Source organism: Mesorhizobium sp. B2-6-4 (genome assembly GCF_006441495.1).
In the GTDB taxonomy this organism is placed as follows: Bacteria; Pseudomonadota; Alphaproteobacteria; order Rhizobiales; family Rhizobiaceae; genus Mesorhizobium.
This window is the reverse complement of the sequence record NZ_VFUE01000002.1, coordinates 291,155-310,355: the sequence shown is the minus strand read 5'-3', so window position 1 is coordinate 310,355 and position 19,201 is coordinate 291,155. Positions and strand designations below refer to the sequence as shown.

The 19,201-nt window shown below is 64.4% G+C and carries 16 protein-coding genes; 6 read left to right on the top strand and 10 right to left on the bottom strand.

Annotation, left to right across the window (positions count from 1 at the left end; all coding sequences use genetic code 11):
• Nucleotides 1–29: 29 nt before the first annotated feature.
• The 6 genes from FJ426_RS03900 to FJ426_RS03875 are packed head-to-tail and all read right to left on the bottom strand — an operon-like array spanning nucleotide 30 to nucleotide 6,153.
• Complete coding sequence (locus tag FJ426_RS03900; RefSeq protein WP_140491553.1) at nucleotides 30–974, bottom strand: acetamidase/formamidase family protein; 945 nt, start codon at nucleotides 972–974, stop codon at nucleotides 30–32.
• Nucleotides 964–2,607, bottom strand: coding sequence for an ABC transporter substrate-binding protein (locus FJ426_RS03895; RefSeq protein WP_140491555.1), 1,644 nt, complete (start codon nucleotides 2,605–2,607; stop codon nucleotides 964–966). Before FJ426_RS03895 ends, FJ426_RS03900 begins: the two co-directional genes overlap by 11 nt.
• A gap of 34 nt (nucleotides 2,608–2,641) precedes the next feature.
• A complete protein-coding gene (locus FJ426_RS03890; RefSeq protein WP_140491557.1) occupies nucleotides 2,642–3,562 on the bottom strand; it encodes an ABC transporter permease in 921 nt (306 codons plus the stop codon).
• Nucleotides 3,559–4,425: an ABC transporter permease gene (locus tag FJ426_RS03885; protein WP_210240533.1), complete on the bottom strand. Its 867-nt coding sequence runs from the start codon at nucleotides 4,423–4,425 to the stop codon at nucleotides 3,559–3,561. Before FJ426_RS03885 ends, FJ426_RS03890 begins: the two co-directional genes overlap by 4 nt.
• A 19-nt stretch (nucleotides 4,426–4,444) precedes the next feature.
• Nucleotides 4,445–5,062 (bottom strand): ANTAR domain-containing protein, encoded by a 618-nt coding sequence (locus FJ426_RS03880; protein WP_140491561.1) that lies wholly within the window; start codon nucleotides 5,060–5,062, stop codon nucleotides 4,445–4,447.
• Complete coding sequence (locus FJ426_RS03875) at nucleotides 5,059–6,153, bottom strand: transporter substrate-binding protein (RefSeq protein WP_140491563.1); 1,095 nt, start codon at nucleotides 6,151–6,153, stop codon at nucleotides 5,059–5,061. The genes FJ426_RS03880 and FJ426_RS03875 overlap by 4 nt, the downstream gene beginning before the upstream one ends.
• A gap of 748 nt (nucleotides 6,154–6,901) precedes the next feature.
• On the opposite strand from FJ426_RS03875, the gene FJ426_RS03870 reads away from it, so the two are divergent.
• The 3 genes from FJ426_RS03870 to FJ426_RS03860 all read left to right on the top strand — a co-directional run bounded on the left by FJ426_RS03870 (nucleotide 6,902) and on the right by FJ426_RS03860 (nucleotide 9,555).
• On the top strand, nucleotides 6,902–7,756 hold the full coding sequence (locus FJ426_RS03870; RefSeq protein ID WP_140491565.1) for a MetQ/NlpA family lipoprotein: 855 nt from the start codon (nucleotides 6,902–6,904) through the stop codon (nucleotides 7,754–7,756).
• Nucleotides 7,757–7,829: 73 nt separating this feature from the next.
• Nucleotides 7,830–8,918, top strand: coding sequence for a methionine ABC transporter ATP-binding protein (locus FJ426_RS03865; protein WP_140491567.1), 1,089 nt, complete (start codon nucleotides 7,830–7,832; stop codon nucleotides 8,916–8,918).
• The gene (locus tag FJ426_RS03860) at nucleotides 8,899–9,555 is read left to right on the top strand and encodes a methionine ABC transporter permease (protein WP_140491569.1); all 657 of its coding nucleotides are present in this window, start codon (nucleotides 8,899–8,901) and stop codon (nucleotides 9,553–9,555) included. Before FJ426_RS03865 ends, FJ426_RS03860 begins: the two co-directional genes overlap by 20 nt.
• Nucleotides 9,556–9,564: 9 nt before the next feature.
• Here the strand turns inward: FJ426_RS03860 and FJ426_RS03855 are convergent, their stop codons facing one another.
• From FJ426_RS03855 to FJ426_RS03840, 4 genes are all read right to left on the bottom strand, one after another.
• Entirely contained in the window at nucleotides 9,565–10,140 is a 576-nt protein-coding gene (locus tag FJ426_RS03855) for a Fic family protein (RefSeq protein WP_246675480.1), read from the bottom strand.
• Between the two features lie 4 nt (nucleotides 10,141–10,144).
• On the bottom strand, nucleotides 10,145–10,351 hold the full coding sequence (locus FJ426_RS03850; protein WP_140491571.1) for a hypothetical protein: 207 nt from the start codon (nucleotides 10,349–10,351) through the stop codon (nucleotides 10,145–10,147).
• 105 nt (nucleotides 10,352–10,456) lie between these two features.
• Complete coding sequence (locus tag FJ426_RS03845) at nucleotides 10,457–12,142, bottom strand: hydantoinase B/oxoprolinase family protein (RefSeq protein ID WP_140559095.1); 1,686 nt, start codon at nucleotides 12,140–12,142, stop codon at nucleotides 10,457–10,459.
• 1 nt (nucleotide 12,143) lies between these two features.
• Complete coding sequence (locus tag FJ426_RS03840) at nucleotides 12,144–14,228, bottom strand: hydantoinase/oxoprolinase family protein (protein WP_140559096.1); 2,085 nt, start codon at nucleotides 14,226–14,228, stop codon at nucleotides 12,144–12,146.
• Nucleotides 14,229–14,450: 222 nt separating this feature from the next.
• On the opposite strand from FJ426_RS03840, the gene FJ426_RS03835 reads away from it, so the two are divergent.
• From FJ426_RS03835 to FJ426_RS03820, 3 genes are all read left to right on the top strand, one after another.
• Nucleotides 14,451–15,278 carry a ferredoxin--NADP reductase gene (locus FJ426_RS03835; RefSeq protein ID WP_140491577.1) on the top strand — a complete coding sequence of 276 codons (828 nt, stop codon included), beginning with the start codon at nucleotides 14,451–14,453 and terminating at the stop codon, nucleotides 15,276–15,278.
• A 207-nt stretch (nucleotides 15,279–15,485) separates the two neighbouring features.
• Nucleotides 15,486–16,526 carry a deoxyribose-phosphate aldolase gene (gene deoC / locus FJ426_RS03830; protein WP_140559097.1) on the top strand — a complete coding sequence of 347 codons (1,041 nt, stop codon included), beginning with the start codon at nucleotides 15,486–15,488 and terminating at the stop codon, nucleotides 16,524–16,526.
• Between the two features lie 223 nt (nucleotides 16,527–16,749).
• On the top strand, nucleotides 16,750–19,122 hold the full coding sequence (locus FJ426_RS03820; protein ID WP_140559098.1) for an aldehyde dehydrogenase family protein: 2,373 nt from the start codon (nucleotides 16,750–16,752) through the stop codon (nucleotides 19,120–19,122).
• The last annotated feature ends 79 nt before the right edge of the window (nucleotides 19,123–19,201 follow it).

Here is a 19,201-nt window from a genome sequence, read left to right as displayed (position 1 = left end):
CGGGGTGGGGGTGCAGCGCCGACCGAACATCATTCGAACACGCAGCGCGGGAAGTAGAACGACACCACCCAGTTCGGCATGTCGACGATCTCGCTGATCCTGAGATCGCCACAGACCGAGGCCAGCATATAGGCCTCGACCGGATCGATCTGGTAACGGCCGGCGAGCAGGTCGATCATCTGGGCGACCGCCTCTTTCGCGCCGGTCATCAGGTCCGGGCCGATGCCGGTGGTCACCTCGTAGCCCTTGGTGTCGAGATGACGCGTCACCGGGCCCGGCGTGGTGAAGCGCGGCATCTTCAGCCTGGCGTCCTTGACCAGGTCGAGCTTGAGCACGACGTCCATCGGGCTTTCGATCGCCGTGCCGCAGACCTCGCCGTCGCCCTGCGCGGCATGCGTGTCGCCGACCGAAAACAGCGCGCCGGCCACCTCCACCGGCAGATAGAGCGTTGTGCCGGCGGCGAGGTCGCGAATGTCCAGATTGCCGCCGACGCGGCGGGGCGGCACCACCGAGTGATGGCCCATCTCGCCCGGCGCGTTGCCGATGGTGCCGGCGAAGGGTTTCAGCGGCACGCGGCCGTTCTTGCCGAACAAGGCCGGCTCCAGCGAGGCGGCATCGTATTTCCAGATGTTGAGCGCCGGCTGCTTGAAGTCGTCGGCGAGCAGGCCGAAACCTGGAATGTTCGCCGTCCAGCCGAAGCCGGACGGTTTGAACATCTCGATCGTCACCTTCAGCGCGTCGCCCGGCTCGGCGCCCTCGACGAAAATCGGCCCGGTGACAGGGTTGATCCCGGCGAAGTCGAGCTTGGCGATGTCGGCGACGGTGCTGTCGGGCTTGAGCTGGCCACCGGAGGAATCGAGGCACTGAAACTCGATGGTCGAGCCGGGCGCCACGCGCTGCGCCGGGGCAAAGGAATTGTCCCAGCCGAAATGGTGATGGCGTCCGTGGATGGTGTAGTCGCAGTTATTGCACATCTTTTACGTACACATTGTCGTAGTTGATCGGGATATGGACCGGGTCGACATAGAGGTTGTCGGCGCCGCCCATGCGCGCGGACTTCATGGTGAAGCGCTGCTCGTTGAAGACCGGCGCCCAGGGCGCGTCCTCCATCACCTTGTCGTAGATGGCGCTCCACATCTTGTCGCGCTCGCCTGATTTGGCTGGGTCGACCACCGAGTCGGCCTCGGCCGCCTTGGCGTCGAGGTCCTTGTTGCAATACCACGACCAGTTCCAGCCGCCAGGCACCGCGCCGGCGCAGCCGAGGATCGGACCGTAGAAGTTCGATGGGTCCGGGAAGTCGGCGATCCAGGCCATGCCGCCGGACCAGATCATCGGCGCGCCGGCCTTGTCGCCGCCGGCGGCGATGACGTTTGCCTGGGCGAGCGACTGGATGCTGGCCTTGATGCCGATCGCCGCCAAATCCTGCTGGATCGCCTGCGCGATGCGCGGATTGGGATCGGTGTTCATGGCGAAAAGCTGCGTCTCGAAGCCGTCGGGATGGCCGGCTTCGGCCAGCAGCGCCTTGGCCTTGGCGACGTCATAGGGATAGCCCTTGTACGCCTTGTCGTAGCCCGGCATCGACGGCGGCAGCGGCTGGTTGGCCGGCACGGCGCGGTTGTTGATGATCTGCACGACGCGCGCCTTGTTGATCGCCATGTTGACCGCCTGGCGCACCTTCACATTGTCGAACGGCGCCATGGTGGTGTTCATGGTGACGTAGCCGGTGTGCAGTTGCCCGCCCTCCACGACGCGCGCCTTCTGCTCGGGATCGGCCATCACCTCCTGGAACTTGGCCGGCGGAATGCCGTCGCCGGGCACGTCGATCTCGCCCTTCTGAAGGCGCAGCAGCGCCACGATCGGCTCCTGGCCGATTTCGAAGGTGATCTTGTCCAGATGCGGCAGTCCCTTATGCCAGTAGTCCGCGTTGCGCTCGAAGACGATGCGCTGGCCGAGCGTCCACTCCGCGAGCTTGAAGGCGCCGGTGCCGACCGGATGCTTGCCGAAATCGGCGCCATATTTCTCGACCTCTTCCTTCGGCACGACATGCGAGAAGTTGATGGCCATGACATGCAGGAAGGTGGCGTCGGGCCGGGTCAGCTCGAACTTGACGGTATAGGGGTCGACCACGGTGACACCCGATAGTGTCTCCGCCTTGCCGGCGGCGACATCGTCATAGCCCTTGATCGAGCCGAAGAAGCCGGCGCCGGGGCTCTGCGTCTTCGGGTTGGTGACGCGGTCGAGCGAGTATTTCACGTCCTCGGCGGTCATTTCGCGGCCATTGTGGAATTTCACACCATGGCGCAGCTTGAAGGTGAAGGTCTTGCCGTCGGGCGAGATCTCGTAGCTTTCGGCGAGGTCGGGCTTGAGATTGGTGGTGCCCGGCTCGTAGTCCATCAGCCCGTCGAACAGGCTCTTGATCATCGACCAGTTCTGCCAGTCATAGCCGATCGCCGGATCGAGGGTCGCGACATCGTCCTTGTAGGTGATGGTGATGGCGCCGCCCTGCTTGGCGTTGGGGTCGACGGCGTCCTCGGCGCGGACGCTCGTCATGCCGAGCATCAGCGCCAGCGCCGATGCGGCCACGGTTGATGCGAGAAGCTTTTTCATTGTTATGTTCCCTTTCTCTGTTGGTTTTCTGGTTTCATCTGAGCTTGATGCGGGGATCGATGAACGGGGCGATGATGTCGGCCAAGAGATTGCCGAGCACGATGGCGAAGGCCGACACCAGCGTGACGCCCATGATGATCGGAATGTCGACGCGCTGGATCGCCTGCCAGGCGAGCTGGCCGATGCCTGGCCAGCCGAACACGCTTTCGACCACCACGATGCCGCCCATGAAGATGCCGATGTCGATGCCGATCATGGCGATGACCGGCAGGATGGCGTTGGGGAGCGCATGGCGGAACAGGATGGCGCGGCGCGCAAGGCCCTTGGCGCGCGCGGTGCGCACATAATCCTGGCGCAGCACGTCGATCATCGAGGAGCGCATCATGCGCGCGTACCATCCGGCGCCGAGTATGCCCATGGTGAGCGAAGGCAGCACCAGATGGCGCCAGGTGCCGTAGCCGCCGATCGGGAACCAGCCCAGCCGCACGGCGAACACGTAAAGCAAAAGCAGGCCGACGACGAATTGCGGCGCCGAGACGCCGACGAAGGAGGCGACCATCAGCGTCTGGTCGGTGGCGGTGCCGCGCTTGACGGCGGCGATCAGGCCCATGCTGAGCCCGATCAGCAATTCGCACAGGATGGCGCCGACCATCAGGAGCAGGCTCGCCGGCAGCCGCGAGACGATAAGCTCGGTGACCTCGGAGCGCTGGATGTAGGAGCGGCCGAGATCGCCGCTGGCGAGCTTCGTGAGATAGTGCCAGTACTGGACCACGAAGGGCTGGTCGAGGCCGAGCTGCTGGCGGATGTTCTCGACCGTCTGCGGCGTGGCGCTGCGGCCGGCGATCTGGCGCACCGGGTCGGCAGGCAGCAAATAAAGCAGCGCGAAGGTGATCAGCGAGACGCCGAGCAGGATGAGCAGCGACTGGATCAGGCGGCGGCCGAGATAGGCGATCATGCCCGGCCCCTTTGCGTCGGATCGAGGATGTCGCGCAGCGCGTCGCCGATCAGGTTGAAGGCCAGCGCCAGCGCCAGGATCGCCGCACCCGGGAAGAACACCAGCCAGGGTGCCGCCTGGAAGTAGGTCTGGTTCTCGAAGATGATGTTGCCCCAGGAGGCCGTCGGCGGCTGCACGCCGATGCCGAGGAAGGAGAGCGTCGCTTCCAGCAGCACCGTGGTGGAGATGCCGAGCGTGCCCCAGACGATGATGGTGGGCAGAAGATGCGGCAGGACGTGGCGAAACAGGATGCGCGGCGCGCTCGCCCCGATGGTGCGTTCGGCATCGATGAACTCGCGTTCGGCGAGCGAAGAGGTTTCGGTGTAGATGACGCGCGCGGTCTGCACCCAGTTGACCAGCGCGATGACCAGAGCGACGATCCAGAGACTTGGCTCGAACACTGCCGCCAGGCAAATGGCGAGCAGCAGCGCCGGAAACGCCATCATCAGATCGGTGAAGCGCATGAGAGCGCTGCCGATCCAGCCGCGGAAATAACCCGCCGTGACGCCGACTAGCGTGCCGATCAACAGCGCCACGCCATTGGCGGCGATGCCGATGATCAGCGAGGTGCGGGCGCCGTAGAGAATGCGGGTCAACAGGTCGCGGCCGAGCAGATCGGTGCCCAGCCAGAATTTTGCGTCAGGCGGCAAGGGCGAGCCTTCCAACGTCAGCCCGTCGAACATCTGCTCATTCGGGTCATAGCCGGTCAGCCATGGCGCGAGGATCGCGCCGGCAAGGACGATGGCGACGATGAACAGACCGAGCAGCGCCAGGCGGCGTTTGACCAGCCGGCGCCAGACGCCGGCGCGCGACTTGACCGGCATGCGTGCGGCCGCCGGGAGGTCAGGCGCGATAGGAGTGGTCATCGCCGCCTTCCTCACCCGTTACTTCCTCATTGGTCATTGCCACGATGCGGCGCGCCGCATCCTCGACACTGATCTGCCAGCTCATCGCCAGCGAGCGCAGCTGCGCGTAGGCGCGATCGTCGTCGGCGCCTTTCGACAGTGCCGCGACGGCGCGCACGATGGTCTGGCGCTCGGCGACACGCTGACGCAGCGAGGCGATCTCGCCGGCCAAATGTTTTCGCGCCTCGAAACTCTGCCTTGCGATCAGCAGCGCGCTGTAGACGCCGGCAGTGCCGACCGGCTTCAGGAGCTGCGCATCGGCCTTGTGCGAGAGAGCCCATTCGATGCGGCCGGGCGCCTCCGAACCGATCAGCGCCACCAGCGGCATCGGCGCCTCGCCGGCCTTCCACGGGAATTGCTCGTCGAAACCGAGATCGGCGTCGAAGAACACGAAATCGGCGGCCAGCGCTTCAGGCGGCAGTTCGGGCCAGCAGTCGACGGTGACCAGGCCGATGGCGGACAACTGCCTGGTGATGGCCTGCACGGTCGGGTGCGGGCGATGCAGGATGAATGCCCTGGCGCCGCCGAGATTCGGGATGCGCGATGGCCTGGTCACGACACCACCCTCAGGCGCGGCCGGCCGAATGTCGTGGCGGGGTCGTAGCGTGACAGGTACGGATCGGGCGCGACCTCGTGCTGCCGGCTGACGACCTCGAAGAAGCCGTCGGCGATCCGGCCGATGATTACCGGCAGCGTTGCGTGCTGGGAATGAGCGTCGATAGCAATCGGGCCGAGCCGGGTGGAGAAGCGCCGTTCGGCGAAGGCCTTGGAAAATTCCGCCGGACCGGCGTCGGGATCACGCGAGAGCACGTCGGCCATCACTTGCACGGAGGCATAGGCGGAGGCCTCGAAAGACGAGGCGAAGGCCGCCGGGCGAGGCGCGAAATACGGCCCGACCGACAAATGCCCCTTGCCGGTTTCGCCGATCGCCGGCAGCTCACCCTCGGTGAGGTTGCAGGAGATGATCGGGCACACCTCGGGGCTGAAGGCCGGGTCCTCAACGCCCAGGTCGCGGTAGGCCGCCAGGAAGGCGTAGGAGGAGGTGCCGATCAGGTTGTTGAGGACGAAGTTCGGCCGCGTCGCCCGGATCTCGGCGATCAGCCGCGACACGTCGGTCTCGCCTATGCGCAGATAGCGCTCGCCCAGAACCTTGCCGCCGGCATCCGCGATCAGGTCGCGCGCCACGCGGTTCATCTCCCAGCCCCAGATGTAGTTCGAGCCGAGCAGGAAGCCGTTGGCGCCGAAGCGGGGCACGACATGGGCCATCAGCGGCACCAGATGCTGGTTTGGGCAAGCGTGCATGTAGACGACGTGCTCGTTGGCCTCGAAGCCTTCATAGGGGCAGGCGTACCAGAGCATGCCGCCGGCTTTTTCCAGCACCGGAATGGTCTCCTTGCGACTCCAGGAAGTGACGCAGCCGACGACATGGCGGGCGCTGCTGGTCTTGAAGATGTCCTCGCAGAGCGTCGCATAGCGATCGGCATTGCTTTGCGGGTCACGCTCGACGGGCATCAGTTCGATACCCGAGCCGCGGTCGGCATTGGTGTCGGCGATGGCGCGCATGGCGCCCATCCGGCACGCATCGGAGACGAGCTGGTAGCTTCCCGAGCGGGAATAGAGGATGCCGATCTCGATACGCCGTTTCAAACAGATCCCCAAAATAACAATGCCCCGCAGCCACCGCCGGAGGGCGAGGCATACGAGGCATTCTTGCCGCCCGGCGATCAGGGCCGGTATTTTCAGCCTAAACTATTCCGTGCCACCACGCAGTCAAGCGGGAAAGTGGGTAGTGTCTCAGTTTGAAATTAGACGCCGCGCTTGTCGCGATCCTAGCCAAACTCCTATGGAAAAGCGGCGCGATTGAAAAGAACATGTGACCTTTTGGACCGGTCGGAATCAGGCCGCCTTGCGCCGTATGAGAGATGCTAGGACGGTACGCATTCCTGAGTATGCCGGGCCGCCGATTGTCACTTCCCAGTCAGTGCCGCGTTTACGGGGAAACTTAGCACTGCGTAGCGCTTCACGGAATGCTGTCGGCTCAACGCCTACGGTTTGAGCCATTTCTTCAGCGGTTGTGTATTTGGCTATCATGAAATCTCCTGTGCTTTCCTCTAGGCATATAGGGATTCAGAGCGGAATGCGCCAGCAGACCGGCCAGATCGCAACCGGGACACTACGGGAAAGTGCGTTCGTCAGCTCAACCGCGGCGCTGCGGCCCGTTTGGCGCGGCGGCTAGGCTACCGTGCTCGCCGTTCAGAAAATTTTGAGAGAATATTCCGGGCTTCCGGGCGAACCGGGAACGCGGTTCTTTGATAATATCCCTAGAGTTTCTGATGATCTGGACAAGGCTTGGCGTTCCGCCCGGCTTGTGACTTCGCAACCGCAGAGATCCATCATGTCCGATTTCAGGAACACCTTGTCGTCTTCCCTCTCGTCATATTTCAACCGCCGCGCGGGTCTTGGCTTGCTTTTCGCTTCGGCGGTCGCGGTCGCCGGGCTGATTGCGCCCAGCGCTTCGTTCGCCGAGGACAAGAAGGCGATCAAGGTCGGCATCATCAGCGGCGAGGACGAGGATGTCTGGCGCGTCGTCGTCGCCCAGGCGGCGCAAAAGGGCCTCAGCATCGAAACCGTGGTCTTCAACGATTACACCCAGCCCAATGAGGCGCTGGAACGCGGCGAGATCGACGCCAATGCCTTCCAGCACCAGCCCTATCTCGACAACCAGATCAAGACACAGGGCTACCACATCGTGCGCGTCGGCTATACCGGCGTCTGGCCGATCGGCCTCTACTCCAAGAAATATACGAAGATCGCCGACCTGCCCGAGGGCGCGGTGATCGGCGTGCCGAACGATCCCTCCAATGAAGGCCGGGCGCTGCGCGTGCTGCAGAACGAGGGCGTGATTAAACTGAAGGACGGCACCGGCATTCTCGCCACCACCGCCGACATCGCGGAAAACCCGAAGAAGGTCGAGATCAAGGAGCTCGACGCCGGCATTGTCGGCCGCTCCGTCGAGGATCTCGATGCCGCCGTGGTCAACACCGACTGGGCGCTGAAGAGCGGCCTGACACCGGAAAACCGTATCGCGCAGGAGCCTATCGCCGACAACCCCTACCGCAACTTCATCGCGGTCAAGGTTGGCAATGAGAACGAGCCCTGGGTGAAGACGCTGGTCGCCTCCTACCAGAACGAGGCGGTGAAAGCCGAGTTCGACAAGGTCTACAAGGGCACCGGCCTCAGCGCCTATTGAGGCTGTTAGTGCATTTGATATGAAAAGGCGGTCCGCGCGGTGCGCGGGCCGCGATCGTATTCGGGATCCGCGCATGAACCAGCATTTCTCAGCAACCGCAGAAGCCATGGAGGGCACAGGCCCACCGCCGCAAGACGTGGTGCGGCTCGTCGACCTGAAGCGCCGCTTCGGCGCGACGGCGGCACTCGACGGCATTTCGCTGACGGCGCGCAAGGGGGAGATCCTCGGCATCATCGGACGCAGCGGCGCCGGCAAATCGACGCTGATCCGCTGCCTGAACGGACTGGAGCGGCCGGATTCCGGCGAGGTTTTCATCGAAGGCCGCGAGATCAGCCGGCTCGGCGAGCGCGACCTGCAGCCGCTGCGGCGGCGCATCGGCATGATCTTCCAGCATTTCAACCTTTTGTCGGCCAAGACCGTCGAGGACAATGTGGCGCTGCCGCTCAAGATCGAGGGCCGCCCGAAGGCGGAGCGGCTGCGCCGCGCCGCCGAACTGCTTGAACTGGTCGGCCTGTCGGAGAAGGCAAAGGCGTATCCGGCATCGCTGTCGGGTGGGCAGAAGCAGCGCGTCGGCATCGCCAGGGCGCTGGCCGCGCGGCCGGCGCTGCTGTTGTCGGATGAAGCCACCTCCGCGCTTGACCCGGAGACGACGCGGTCCATCCTCGCCTTGCTGAGGGACATCAACCGGCAGCTTGGCCTGACCATCCTTTTGATCACCCATGAGATGGAGGTGATCCGCTCGATCGGCGACCGCGTGGCGGTGATCGACGCCGGGCGCTTCGTCGAGCAAGGCCCGGTCTGGTCGGTGTTTGCCGAGCCGCGGTCGCCGATCACGAAAAGCCTGCTTGGCGCCATCCGGCCGCAACTGCCGGCCGAGCTCTTGGCCCGGCTGCTGCCCGCGACCGGCGCGGAGACGATCCTGCGCGTGGATGTGGCCGGGGAGGCCGCGCAAAGCCCGCTCTTGTCCGATCTCGCGACGCTCGTGCCTGGCACGTTCCGCCTCGTCCATGGCGGCATCGACCATATCCAGCAGCAGCCGGTGGGCACACTGTTCCTGTCTGTCCCCGGCAGCGATGCAAGCCATCTCGCGCGAGTGATCGCATTCCTGAAATCGCGCCAGGCGCGGGTGGAGGTGCTTGGCCATGTCGCCGATCCTGTTTGAGCTTCTGCTGCGGTCGATCTGGGAGACGGTGCTGATGACGGCCGCTTCCGGCCTCATCTCGCTGGTTTTCGGCCTGCCGCTTGGTCTCGCCTTGATCGCCACCGAACGCGGCGGCATCGCCGAAAGCCTGTGGGTCAACCGCGTGCTCGGCGCAGTCATCAACGGCTTCCGGTCGGTGCCGTTCATCATCCTTTTGGTGGCGCTGATCCCGGTGACGCGGCTGATCGTCGGTACCTCGATCGGCACCTGGGCGGCGATCGTGCCGCTGTCGATCGCCGCCACGCCCTACTACGCGCGCATCGCCGAAGTGTCGCTGCGCGAGGTGGACCATGGCCTGATCGAGGCGGCGCGCGCCATGGGCGGCAACCGCTGGACGATCATCCGCGAGGTGCTGGTGCCGGAAGCGCTGCCAGGCATCGTCGCGGGCTTCACCGTGACGCTGGTGACGCTGGTCGGCGCCTCCGCCATGGCCGGCGCGATCGGCGCCGGCGGCCTCGGAGACCTCGCCATCCGCTACGGCTACCAGCGGTTCGAGACGTCAGTGATGATCGCCGTGGTGATCGTGCTGATCATCCTGGTCTGCGGCATCCAGTGGGTGGGCGACCGGCTGGTGGCGAAGCTGGACCGGAGGGGGTGAGCGGCTGAGCTACGCGATGATGTCTTCGATAAGCGTTTGAAGCGGCGCCTCGGAACCACCGAAGCTGTCAATCATCGCCTGAATAACGCGATCTCGCTCCAGGATATCGGCGTTGAATGTGAAGCCCGCATGTTCAGCAAGCATTGCAAGGAAGGTGAGTTGGGTACGGCCGTTGCCTTCGCGAAAAGGATGAACGGCATTGACCTCCGCAACGACGTGGGCCACGTGCCTCGCAAAACCGAGGCTGTCTAGGTCTGCCAAGGAGTCGGGGTCGCCAAGTTCACGGAACACCCGAACCATCTCGCTGGCGATGTGCTCGGGATAGCAAAACCAGCTGCCACCCTTGCCGATCCGAATGGTGCGCGGCTGACCGGCCCAAGCATACACGTCTTGGAACAGGTGCCGATGCAGGTGGAGATAGTGACGGTAGTCGAGTTCGCCTGCCGGAAGGGGCTCGTCCGCGCGAGTCAGGAACAAGGCGAGCTCGACCTCATCGAGCTCTGCCTGCTCGCGGATATCAAGCAGATTCATAAGCACGGTCGTGCCGGGGTAGCAGAGTGGATCGAACTCGGCAGCGTAGACCAACGGCCTATTTCTTTTTGCGGATTTCTTCTTTGATCAGCGAGCGCCGCTCGTCACCGGACAACCCTTGCCGCACACTATGGTTGAGTATCTTCGCCATGCGGGACGACAACTTCATACCTTCGACAGCGCTGATTTTCTCGCCATGCGCTCTCGTCAGCACGAAATGACCCGTCTTGGCTGAGCGGCCGGTTCTTGAATTAAGATACTTCATTCGCAAATCATATCATGGACCCGCAGGAGAGGCCAAAACGATTTCCGAGCAAGCCGGACCAGGCCGCGGCCTTACTCCTCCGGGTCGAACAAGGCGCCAGCGAGTTCATGCGGCGCCGAACAAATCCCTGGCCTGTTCAGCCGTATAATAACCAAGCCTGACGTCCTGAGCCACCAGTTCCGGATCGCGCTCACGCGGATCGCCGTAGCCGCCACCACCCGGCGTACCGACGCGGACGCGGTCACCGGCCTTGAGCGCGATGTCCTGCTCCTTGGAGAGGTGCGGCGGCACATGTTCCTTCCCGTCGCGGATGACGGCCACCGTGTTGGGCTCGCCATCCCGGCCGCCGAGCGCGCCTTGCGGGCCGAAGCGGCCATGGTCCATGACAAAGGAGGCGCGGGCTTCTCCACGCAGGATCTCGACCTCGTAGGCAAGGCCAAAGCCGCCGCGATGTTTGCCGGCGCCGCCCGAGCCCTCGCGCAACGCATAGTGACGGTAAAGCACCGGAAAGGCCTGCTCCATGATCTCGACCGGCGGCGACTTGGAGATGCCGATGGTCGAGCAGCCATTGGTCAGCCCGTCATGGCCGGCATTGCCGCCATAGCCGCCACCAGAGATCTGGTACATGACATAGTCGCGGCCGCGCGCCGGATCGTTGCCGCCGAGCGCGAAATTGCCGCTGGAGCCGGCGGGCGCCGCCGTTACCTTGTCGGGCAGCGCCTGCACCATGGCCGCGAACACCGCCTCGGCGATGCGCTGCGACACTTCCGCGGCGCAGCCCGAGACCGGGCGGGGATATCTGGCATCCAGGAAGGTACCCTCCGGCCGCTTGACCTCGAGCGGCTCGAAGGCGCCGGCGCTGATCGGCACATCGGGGAAGATATGGCGCATGGCGAGATAAACCGAGGACAAGGTGGTCGCCAGCACGCTGTTCATCGGCCCCGCGCAGGGCTTTGACGAGCCGGCGAAATCGAAAATCAGGGTGTCGCCCTTCTTCTCGACGGCGAGCGCGATGGTCAGCGGCTCGTTGACCACGCCGTCGGAATCGACGAAGGCCTTCGAGCGGTAGGTCCCGTCGGGAATGGCCGCTATGTTGGCGCGCATCTGCTCGGCGGCGCGGCGGCGCAGTTCTGCGATCGCCTCGACAACAGTTTCGTCTCCGTAACGATCCAGAATTCCATTGAGCCGATCCTGGCCGATCAGCAGTGCGGCAGCCTGCGCCCTGATGTCGCCGATGCGCTGGTCGGCGACGCGGATGTTCGAACAGATGATGGCGTAGATCTCCGGGTCGAGTACGCCTTTCTTGAACAGTTTGACCGGCGGCAGCCGCAAGCCTTCCTGCTCGACCGCCGTCGCCGAAGCCGAGAAGCCGCCGGGCACCGAACCGCCAATGTCGGGCCAATGACCGGTGTTGGACAGCCAACAGAAAATCTTGCCGTCCCGGTAGACCGGCATGACGAAGCGCACGTCCATCAGATGCGTGCCGCCGAGATACGGGTCGTTGACGATGTAGATATCGCCCGGCTCCGGGGCCAGGCAGCGGCCGTCGGCGATCATCTCGATCACCGTCCTGGTCGAATATTGCATGACGCCGACGAATACCGGCAGGCCCTGGCTGCCTTGCGCGATCAGCGAGCCGTCGACGGCCGAATAGATGCCGTCGGAGCGGTCATTGGCCTCGGCGATGACAGGTGAGAAGGCGGCGCGGGAAAAGGTCAGGTCCATCTCATCGCAGACCTGCTGCAGGGCTGCCTGGAGAACCGAGAGCGTGATGGCGTCGAGCTTTTGCATCTCAGGCCTCGCCAATGTCGATGATGATGTTGCCGTCGGCGTCCGAGCGGGCACGGTCGCCGGGTTCGAGCACCGTGGTAGCGTCCATCTGTTCGAGGATCGCGGGCCCTTCGATGATCACATCGAGCGGCAGTTCTTCGCGTGCGTATACGGGCGTGTCATGCCAGCGCCCGCTGTACCAGACCGGCCGGATCTCGCGCCGGGCCTCGTCGAGCGTCTTTGCCCGCCCGGCGGGGTCGATCAGCCGCGACAGATCGATCGCCGGCCTGACACCCGTCACCGAGGTGTTCAAGTTGACCAGATTGGCGCGGATTTCCGGCAGCTCGACCTTGAAGCGCGCGAAATAGGCCTTTTCGAACAGCGCCTGCAGCTCCTGCCGGGTCACCGACGAGGACGGCAGCGGCACGTTGATGATGTGGGTCTGGCCGACGAACTGCATGTCGGCGGAATGGGTGACGCGGATGGTCTGCGGTTTCACCGCCTCCTTGGCGATCAGCTCCTCGCCTTCGTTTCGATGCCGTTCCAAAACCCGATGGAGCTGGCTTTCATCAAGAACGCCTACCGGCCGGTTGATGGTGTTGACGAAATCATGGCGCAGATCGGCGACGACGCAGCCGAGCGCATTGGTGATGCCGGGCCGTGCCGGCACCAGCACCCGGGGCAGTCCAAGTTCGCGCGCCAGAGCGGTGGCGTGCAGCGGGCCGGCGCCGCCGAAGGCGAACAGCGCGAAATCGCGCGGATCGTGACCGCGCGACACCGACACCATGCGGATGGCGCCGGCCATCTTCATGTTGCCGAGCCTGAGCACCGCGCCGGCTGCTTCGACGCCGGACAAGCCCGTCGCCTTGCCGATCCTGTCGGCGAAAATGCCGGTGACACGCTCTGATGTGGCCGGATTGTCGACGGCAAGCAGCTTCTTCGACGCCAGCCGGCCGAGCACCAGATTGGCGTCGGTGATGGTCGGCTGCAGGCCGCCGCGGCCGTAGCAGATCGGGCCTGGATTGGCGCCGGCACTTTCCGGGCCGATCTGGATCAGGCCTGCCGCGTCGACGCGCGCGATCGAGCCGCCGCCGGCCCCGACCGTGTGCACCGCCACCATCGGCACATGGATGGGCATGGCGTATTCGATCTCGATCTCGTTTGAAACCGCCGGTTCGGCGTTGCGGATCAGCGCCACGTCGGTCGAGGTGCCGCCCATGTCGTAGGTGACGAGATTTTCGAAGCCGGCGCGCTTGCCCGTGTAGGCGGCGGCGATGACGCCCGAGGCCGGGCCGGACATCACGGTCTTGGCCGATTCACGTGTGACGAAGCGGGCCGAGATCATACCGCCATTGCCGTTCATGATCAGGAAGTCGCGGGCGTAGCCTTTGTCGGCGAGTTCCTTGCGCAGCCGCTCGACATAGCGCTCGAGGATCGGCTGCACCGAAGCGTTGACCGAGGCGGTGACGCCGCGCTCGAATTCGCGCGCTTCCGACAGCAGCGCATGACCCGCGGTGATGTAGTCGTTCGGCCAGAGTTCGGCGGCGATCTCGGCGGCGCGCCGCTCGTGCGAAGGGTTAGCGTAGGAATGCAGGAAGTGGATGACCAGGGATTCGCAGCCGGCATCGATCAGCGCCTTCACCGCCTCGCGCATTTCGGCTTCGTCGAGTGGCATGCGTACCGCTCCCGACGCCTCGACGCGCTCGGACACTTCGAGCCGCAGGTTGCGCGGGATGACCGGAACAAAGGTGCCGGTCATGCCATAGGGCTGCGGCCGCGTGCGCCGGCCGAGCTCGATCACGTCGCGAAAGCCGCGCGTGGTGATCATGCCGGTCTTCGCCAGCCGGCGTTCGAGCACCGCGTTGGTGGTTGTCGTCGTGCCATGCACGATAAGATCGATGCCGTCGATCGGAAAGCCGGTGGTATCGAGCGCCGAAACGACGCCGAAGGCCTGGTTGTCGACGGTCGTGGGCGTCTTGGCGATATGTACCCGCCCGCCATCCTTGCCATCAATCAGAAGCAGATCGGTGAAGGTTCCGCCGACGTCGATGCCGGCGACGACACTGCCCAGGGAATCCGGCGGCTGCACTGAAAAATTCTCTTTCATTGTCGAAACCCGAAATGCTGGGACTACGGATATGTCACAGTTTGGAAAGGTGTTTTACGGCGGCATCTTGACGCAAATATCGTTTGTATACTAATAAATTCCGGACACAAGAGCTTACCGCTTTGGAGTGTGCGAGCAGCACGCCGGAACCTGAACGGTCCGGGCGCGCAGGAATAAGGTTTGGCGCCCGCGTTCGTGAGTTGGGCCAGAAGGTTGGATTTGATGAACACCACATCCGCGTTCAACACCGCCGGCGCCCGCCCGCTGCAATTTCCGATTCCAGCCAATGTCTATGCCGAAACCGTGGTCTCGGTGAAGCACTACACCGACCGGCTGTTCTCGTTCCGCATCACCCGTCCGCAGTCGCTGCGCTTCCGTTCCGGCGAATTCGTCATGATCGGCCTGCCCAATGCCGAGAAGCCGGTGTTCCGCGCCTATTCGGTGGCCAGCCCGGCCTGGGACGAAGAGCTGGAATTCTTTTCCATCAAGGTACCGGACGGCCCCCTGACCTCGGAGTTGCAGAAGATCCAGGTCGGCGACACCGTCATCATGCGCCAGAAGTCGACCGGCACGCTGGTGGTCGACGCGCTGACGCCGGCCAAGCGGCTGTTCATGATCTCCACCGGCACCGGCATCGCGCCCTTCGCCAGCCTGCTGCGTGACCCTGACACTTATGAAAAATTCGAGCAGCTGGTCCTGACCCACACCTGCCGTGACAATGCCGAGCTGACCTATGGCCAGGAACTGGTGGCGGCGCTCGAAAGCGACCCGCTGATCGGCGAACTGACCGGCGGCCGTGTCACGCTCTACAACTCCACGACCCGCGAGGAGTCGGCCCGCATGGGCCGTATCACCGCGCTGATCGGCTCCGGCAAATTCTACGCCGACCTCGGCATAGAGAAGCTCAATCCCGAGACCGACCGCATCATGATCTGCGGCTCGATGCATATGCTCAAGGACGTCAAGGAGATGGCCGAGAGCCTCGGTTTCCAGGAAGGCTCGCTCAGCCATCCCTCGACTTTTGTCGTCGAGCGCGCCTTCGTCGGCTGAGGCCTGCTCTTCTCCGGCGATCGAGCTTTTGACCTTCTGGTCAAAAATTAGCTGCTTTCGCGGCCTTTTTCAGCTATCCTCGCTTGAGGACTCGTGAAGCGCGGCTTCGCGGGCTATCTTCGTGCGTGTCGCCCAAAAGTGCCGAGCGGTTTGGGAAGACGATACACACCTAGACATAAGCGCAGTCGCTGAGTGAAAGGGCAGGAGATGAGCAGCACAATCCGCGAGGCCGAGGCCAAGGTGATGCCGCTGCCGGCGCGCGCCGCCGCCAACACCGCCCTCCCGCTGGATCATCGCATCGCGCGCAATCCCGGCATGAAGCTCGACCTCGGCTTTCTGGAGTCGGTGCGCAGCGTCAACCGCTCGGCGCTGGAACGGCGCGTCGCCAGCCTGACCAAGCGGCGCTCGATCAAGGCCGACAACCAGGCGGCCTGGCTGCTGCGGGCGATAGCCTGCATGGACCTGACGACGCTCAACTCGAACGACACGGAAGAGCGCGTGCGCCGGCTTTGCGCCAAAGCGATCAATCCGCTGCGCCGCGACATCGCCGAGGGCCTGGGCATTGCGGGCGAACCCATCCGCCCGGCCGCCGTCTGCGTGTACCATCCGTTCGTCGCCACCGCGGTCGACGCCGTGCGCGGCACCGGCATCCATGTCGCCGCCGTCTCCACTGCCTTCCCGCATGGTCTTGCGCCACTGTCGACCCGCCTCCAGGAGATCGAGGCCTCGGTGCGCGACGGCGCCGACGAGATCGATGTCGTCATCCCGCGCGGCCTGGTATTCGGGGCCAAATGGCGCGAGCTCTACAATGAGATCGTCTCGATGCGCGCTGCCTGCGGCGATGCGCATCTGAAGGTCATTCTCGGCACCGGCGACCTCGCCACGCTGCGCAATGTGATGCTGGCCTCTATGCTGGCAATGATGGCGGGCGCCGATTTCATCAAGACCTCGACCGGCAAGGAAAGCGTCAACGCCACGCTGCCCGTCGGCCTTGCCATGGTGCGCGCCATCAGGGCCTATTTCGAGGAGACCGGCTATCTCATCGGCTTCAAGCCGGCCGGCGGCATTTCTACCGCCAAGGTGTCGCTCGACTGGCTGGTGCTGATGAAGGAAGAACTCGGCCGGCCATGGCTGGAACCGGATCTGTTCCGCTTCGGCGCCTCGAGCCTTCTCACCGATATCGAGAGGCAGCTCGAGCATCACCTGACCGGGCATTATTCGGCCAATCATCGCCACGCGATGGCTTGAGTCAGGGCTCGAACGTGGAGCCCTACGGCGCCCCCCTCTGTCCTACCGGACATCTCCCCCATACGGGGGGAGATCACGCGCTTCCTTGTTTTCGTCCATTTTCAACGTCGCAAGGGCAGCGACACGCTGAAACTGCCAATCTCCCCCCTTGTGGGGGAGATGTCCGGCAGGACAGAGGGGGGCGCGACAGAGCGCTTGCCGAGGCAATTATCTGGAGGGCCCCATGAACATTCTCGAACGCTATCACGCCATGGAATACGGTCCGGCGCCGGAAGCCCGCAACGAGGCCGACGCCTGGCTTGCCGTGCGCGATTTTTCCAAGGCATTGTTCATCGACGGCACCTGGAAGGCGGCTGGGGGCGGCAAGACCTTCGAGACCAGCGAGCCTTCTTCCGGCAAGCTGCTGGCCAAGGTTTCGGACGCGGGCGCCGCCGACATCGACGCGGCGGTCGCGGCGGCCACCAAGGCGCTGCCGAAATGGTCGGCCTCCTCGGGCTATACCAGGGCAAAAGTGCTCTATGCCATCGGCCGCGCCATGCAGCGCCACCAGCGCCTGCTCGCGGTGCTTGAGACAATCGACAATGGCAAGCCGATCCGCGAGAGCCGCGACATCGACGTGCCGCTGGCGATCCGCCACTTCATCCATCATGCCGGCTGGGCGCAGGCGCTGGACAGGGATTTCCCCGGCCACAAGGGCGTCGGCGTCGTCGGCCAGATCATCCCGTGGAACTTTCCGCTCTTGATGCTGGCCTGGAAGATCGCGCCGGCGCTGGCCGCCGGCTGCACGGTGGTGCTGAAGCCGGCCGAGTTCACGCCGCTGACAGCCATCCTGTTCGCCGAAATCTGCGAACGCGCCGGCGTGCCGAAAGGCGTCGTCAACATCGTGCAGGGCGGCCCGGAAGCGGGTGCGGCCATCGTCAAACACCCCGGCATCCAGAAGATCGCCTTCACCGGGTCTTCCGAAGTCGGCAAGATCATCCGCAAGGCTACCGCCGGCTCGGGCAAGAAGCTGTCGCTGGAGCTTGGCGGCAAGTCGGCCTTCATCGTGTTCGAGGATGCCGATCTCGACAGCGCCGTCGAAGGCCTGGTCGACGGCATCTGGTTCAACCAGGGACAGGTCTGCTGCGCCGGTTCGCGGCTGCTGGTGCAGGAAGGCATCGCCGAAGCGTTCTTCGCCAAGGTCAAGGTCAGGATGAGCCGGCTGCGCGTCGGCAGCCCGCTGGACAAGAACACCGATATCGGCCCGCTGGTCGATCTGACGCAGCTCGATCGCGTCAAGGGCCTGGTCGCCGAGGGCGCAAAACAGGGGGCGGTCTGCTGGCAGCCGGATGCGGCGCTGCCCTCATCCGGCTATTACCATCTGCCGACCCTCGCTACCGGCGTTTCGCCGGCTAATATTCTCGCCCAGGAAGAAGTATTCGGCCCCGTTCTGGCGACCATGACGTTCCGCAACACCGAGGAAGCGATCGAGCTCGCCAACAACACCCGCTATGGCCTTGCCGCTTCGGTGTGGAGCGAAAACGTCAACCTCGCTTTGCACGTCGCACCGCAATTGAAGGCCGGCGTGATCTGGGTCAACGGCACCAATATGTTCGACGCCGCCTGCGGCTTCGGCGGCTACCGCGAGAGCGGTTTCGGCCGCGAGGGCGGGCGCGAAGGCATGTTCGAATATCTCACGGCAAAGCTGCCGCTCGGCCCGGTCATCAAGCCGGCGACAGTCTCGGCACAACCCGTTGAACAGGCCGATGGCGCAGCAATCGACCGGACGGCAAAACTGTTCATCGGCGGCAAACAGGTTCGGCCCGATGGCAACTACTCGCTGGCGGTTGTCACCGCCAAGGGCAAGCTTGCCGGCGAAGTCGGCTTGGGCAACCGCAAGGATATACGCGATGCCGTCTCCGCGGCGCGGGCCTGCAAGAGCTGGCCGGAGGCGACCGCCTACAACCGCTCACAGGTGCTCTACTATCTGGCGGAAAACCTCTCCGGCCGGGCGGAGGAGTTCGCCGCCCGTCTCGTCCAGCTCACGGGCGCGACCGCCAAGGCGGCACGCGAGGAGGTCGACCAGTCGATCGAGCGGTTGTTTCTCTATGCCGGACTTGCCGACAAGTTCGAGGGGCGCGTGCACCAGCCACCGGCACGGGCGGTGACGCTGGCGCTGCATGAGCCGGTTGGCGTCGTCGGCATCGTCGCGCCCGACAATCAGCCGCTGCTCGGGTTCATCTCACTGGTCGCGCCGGCGCTGGCAATGGGCAACACGGTGGTCGCGGTGCCTTCGGAGCGCCATCCGCTGCTCGCCACCGATCTCTATCAGGTCATCGAATATTCCGACGTGCCTGCCGGCGCCATCAACATCGTCACCGGACGCACGGCCGAACTTGCCGGCGTGCTGGCCAAGCATGACGATGTCGATGGGCTCTGGCTGTTCGCCGATGCCGACACCTGCGCCAAGGCGGAGGTCGAGTCCGTCGGCAACCTCAAACGTATCTGGAGCGGCAATGGCCGTAGCCTCGACTGGGCCTCGGAAGAAGCCGCTGGCGATGTTTTGCTGCGCCGCGCCGTCGAGGTGAAGAACGTCTGGGTGCCCTACGGCGACTGACGTTCCATGCTGTCACGATGGAGATCGGGTTCGGGCTTGACGCTCGGGCTTATGTTCTTTAACGAGAAAAAACATCTTT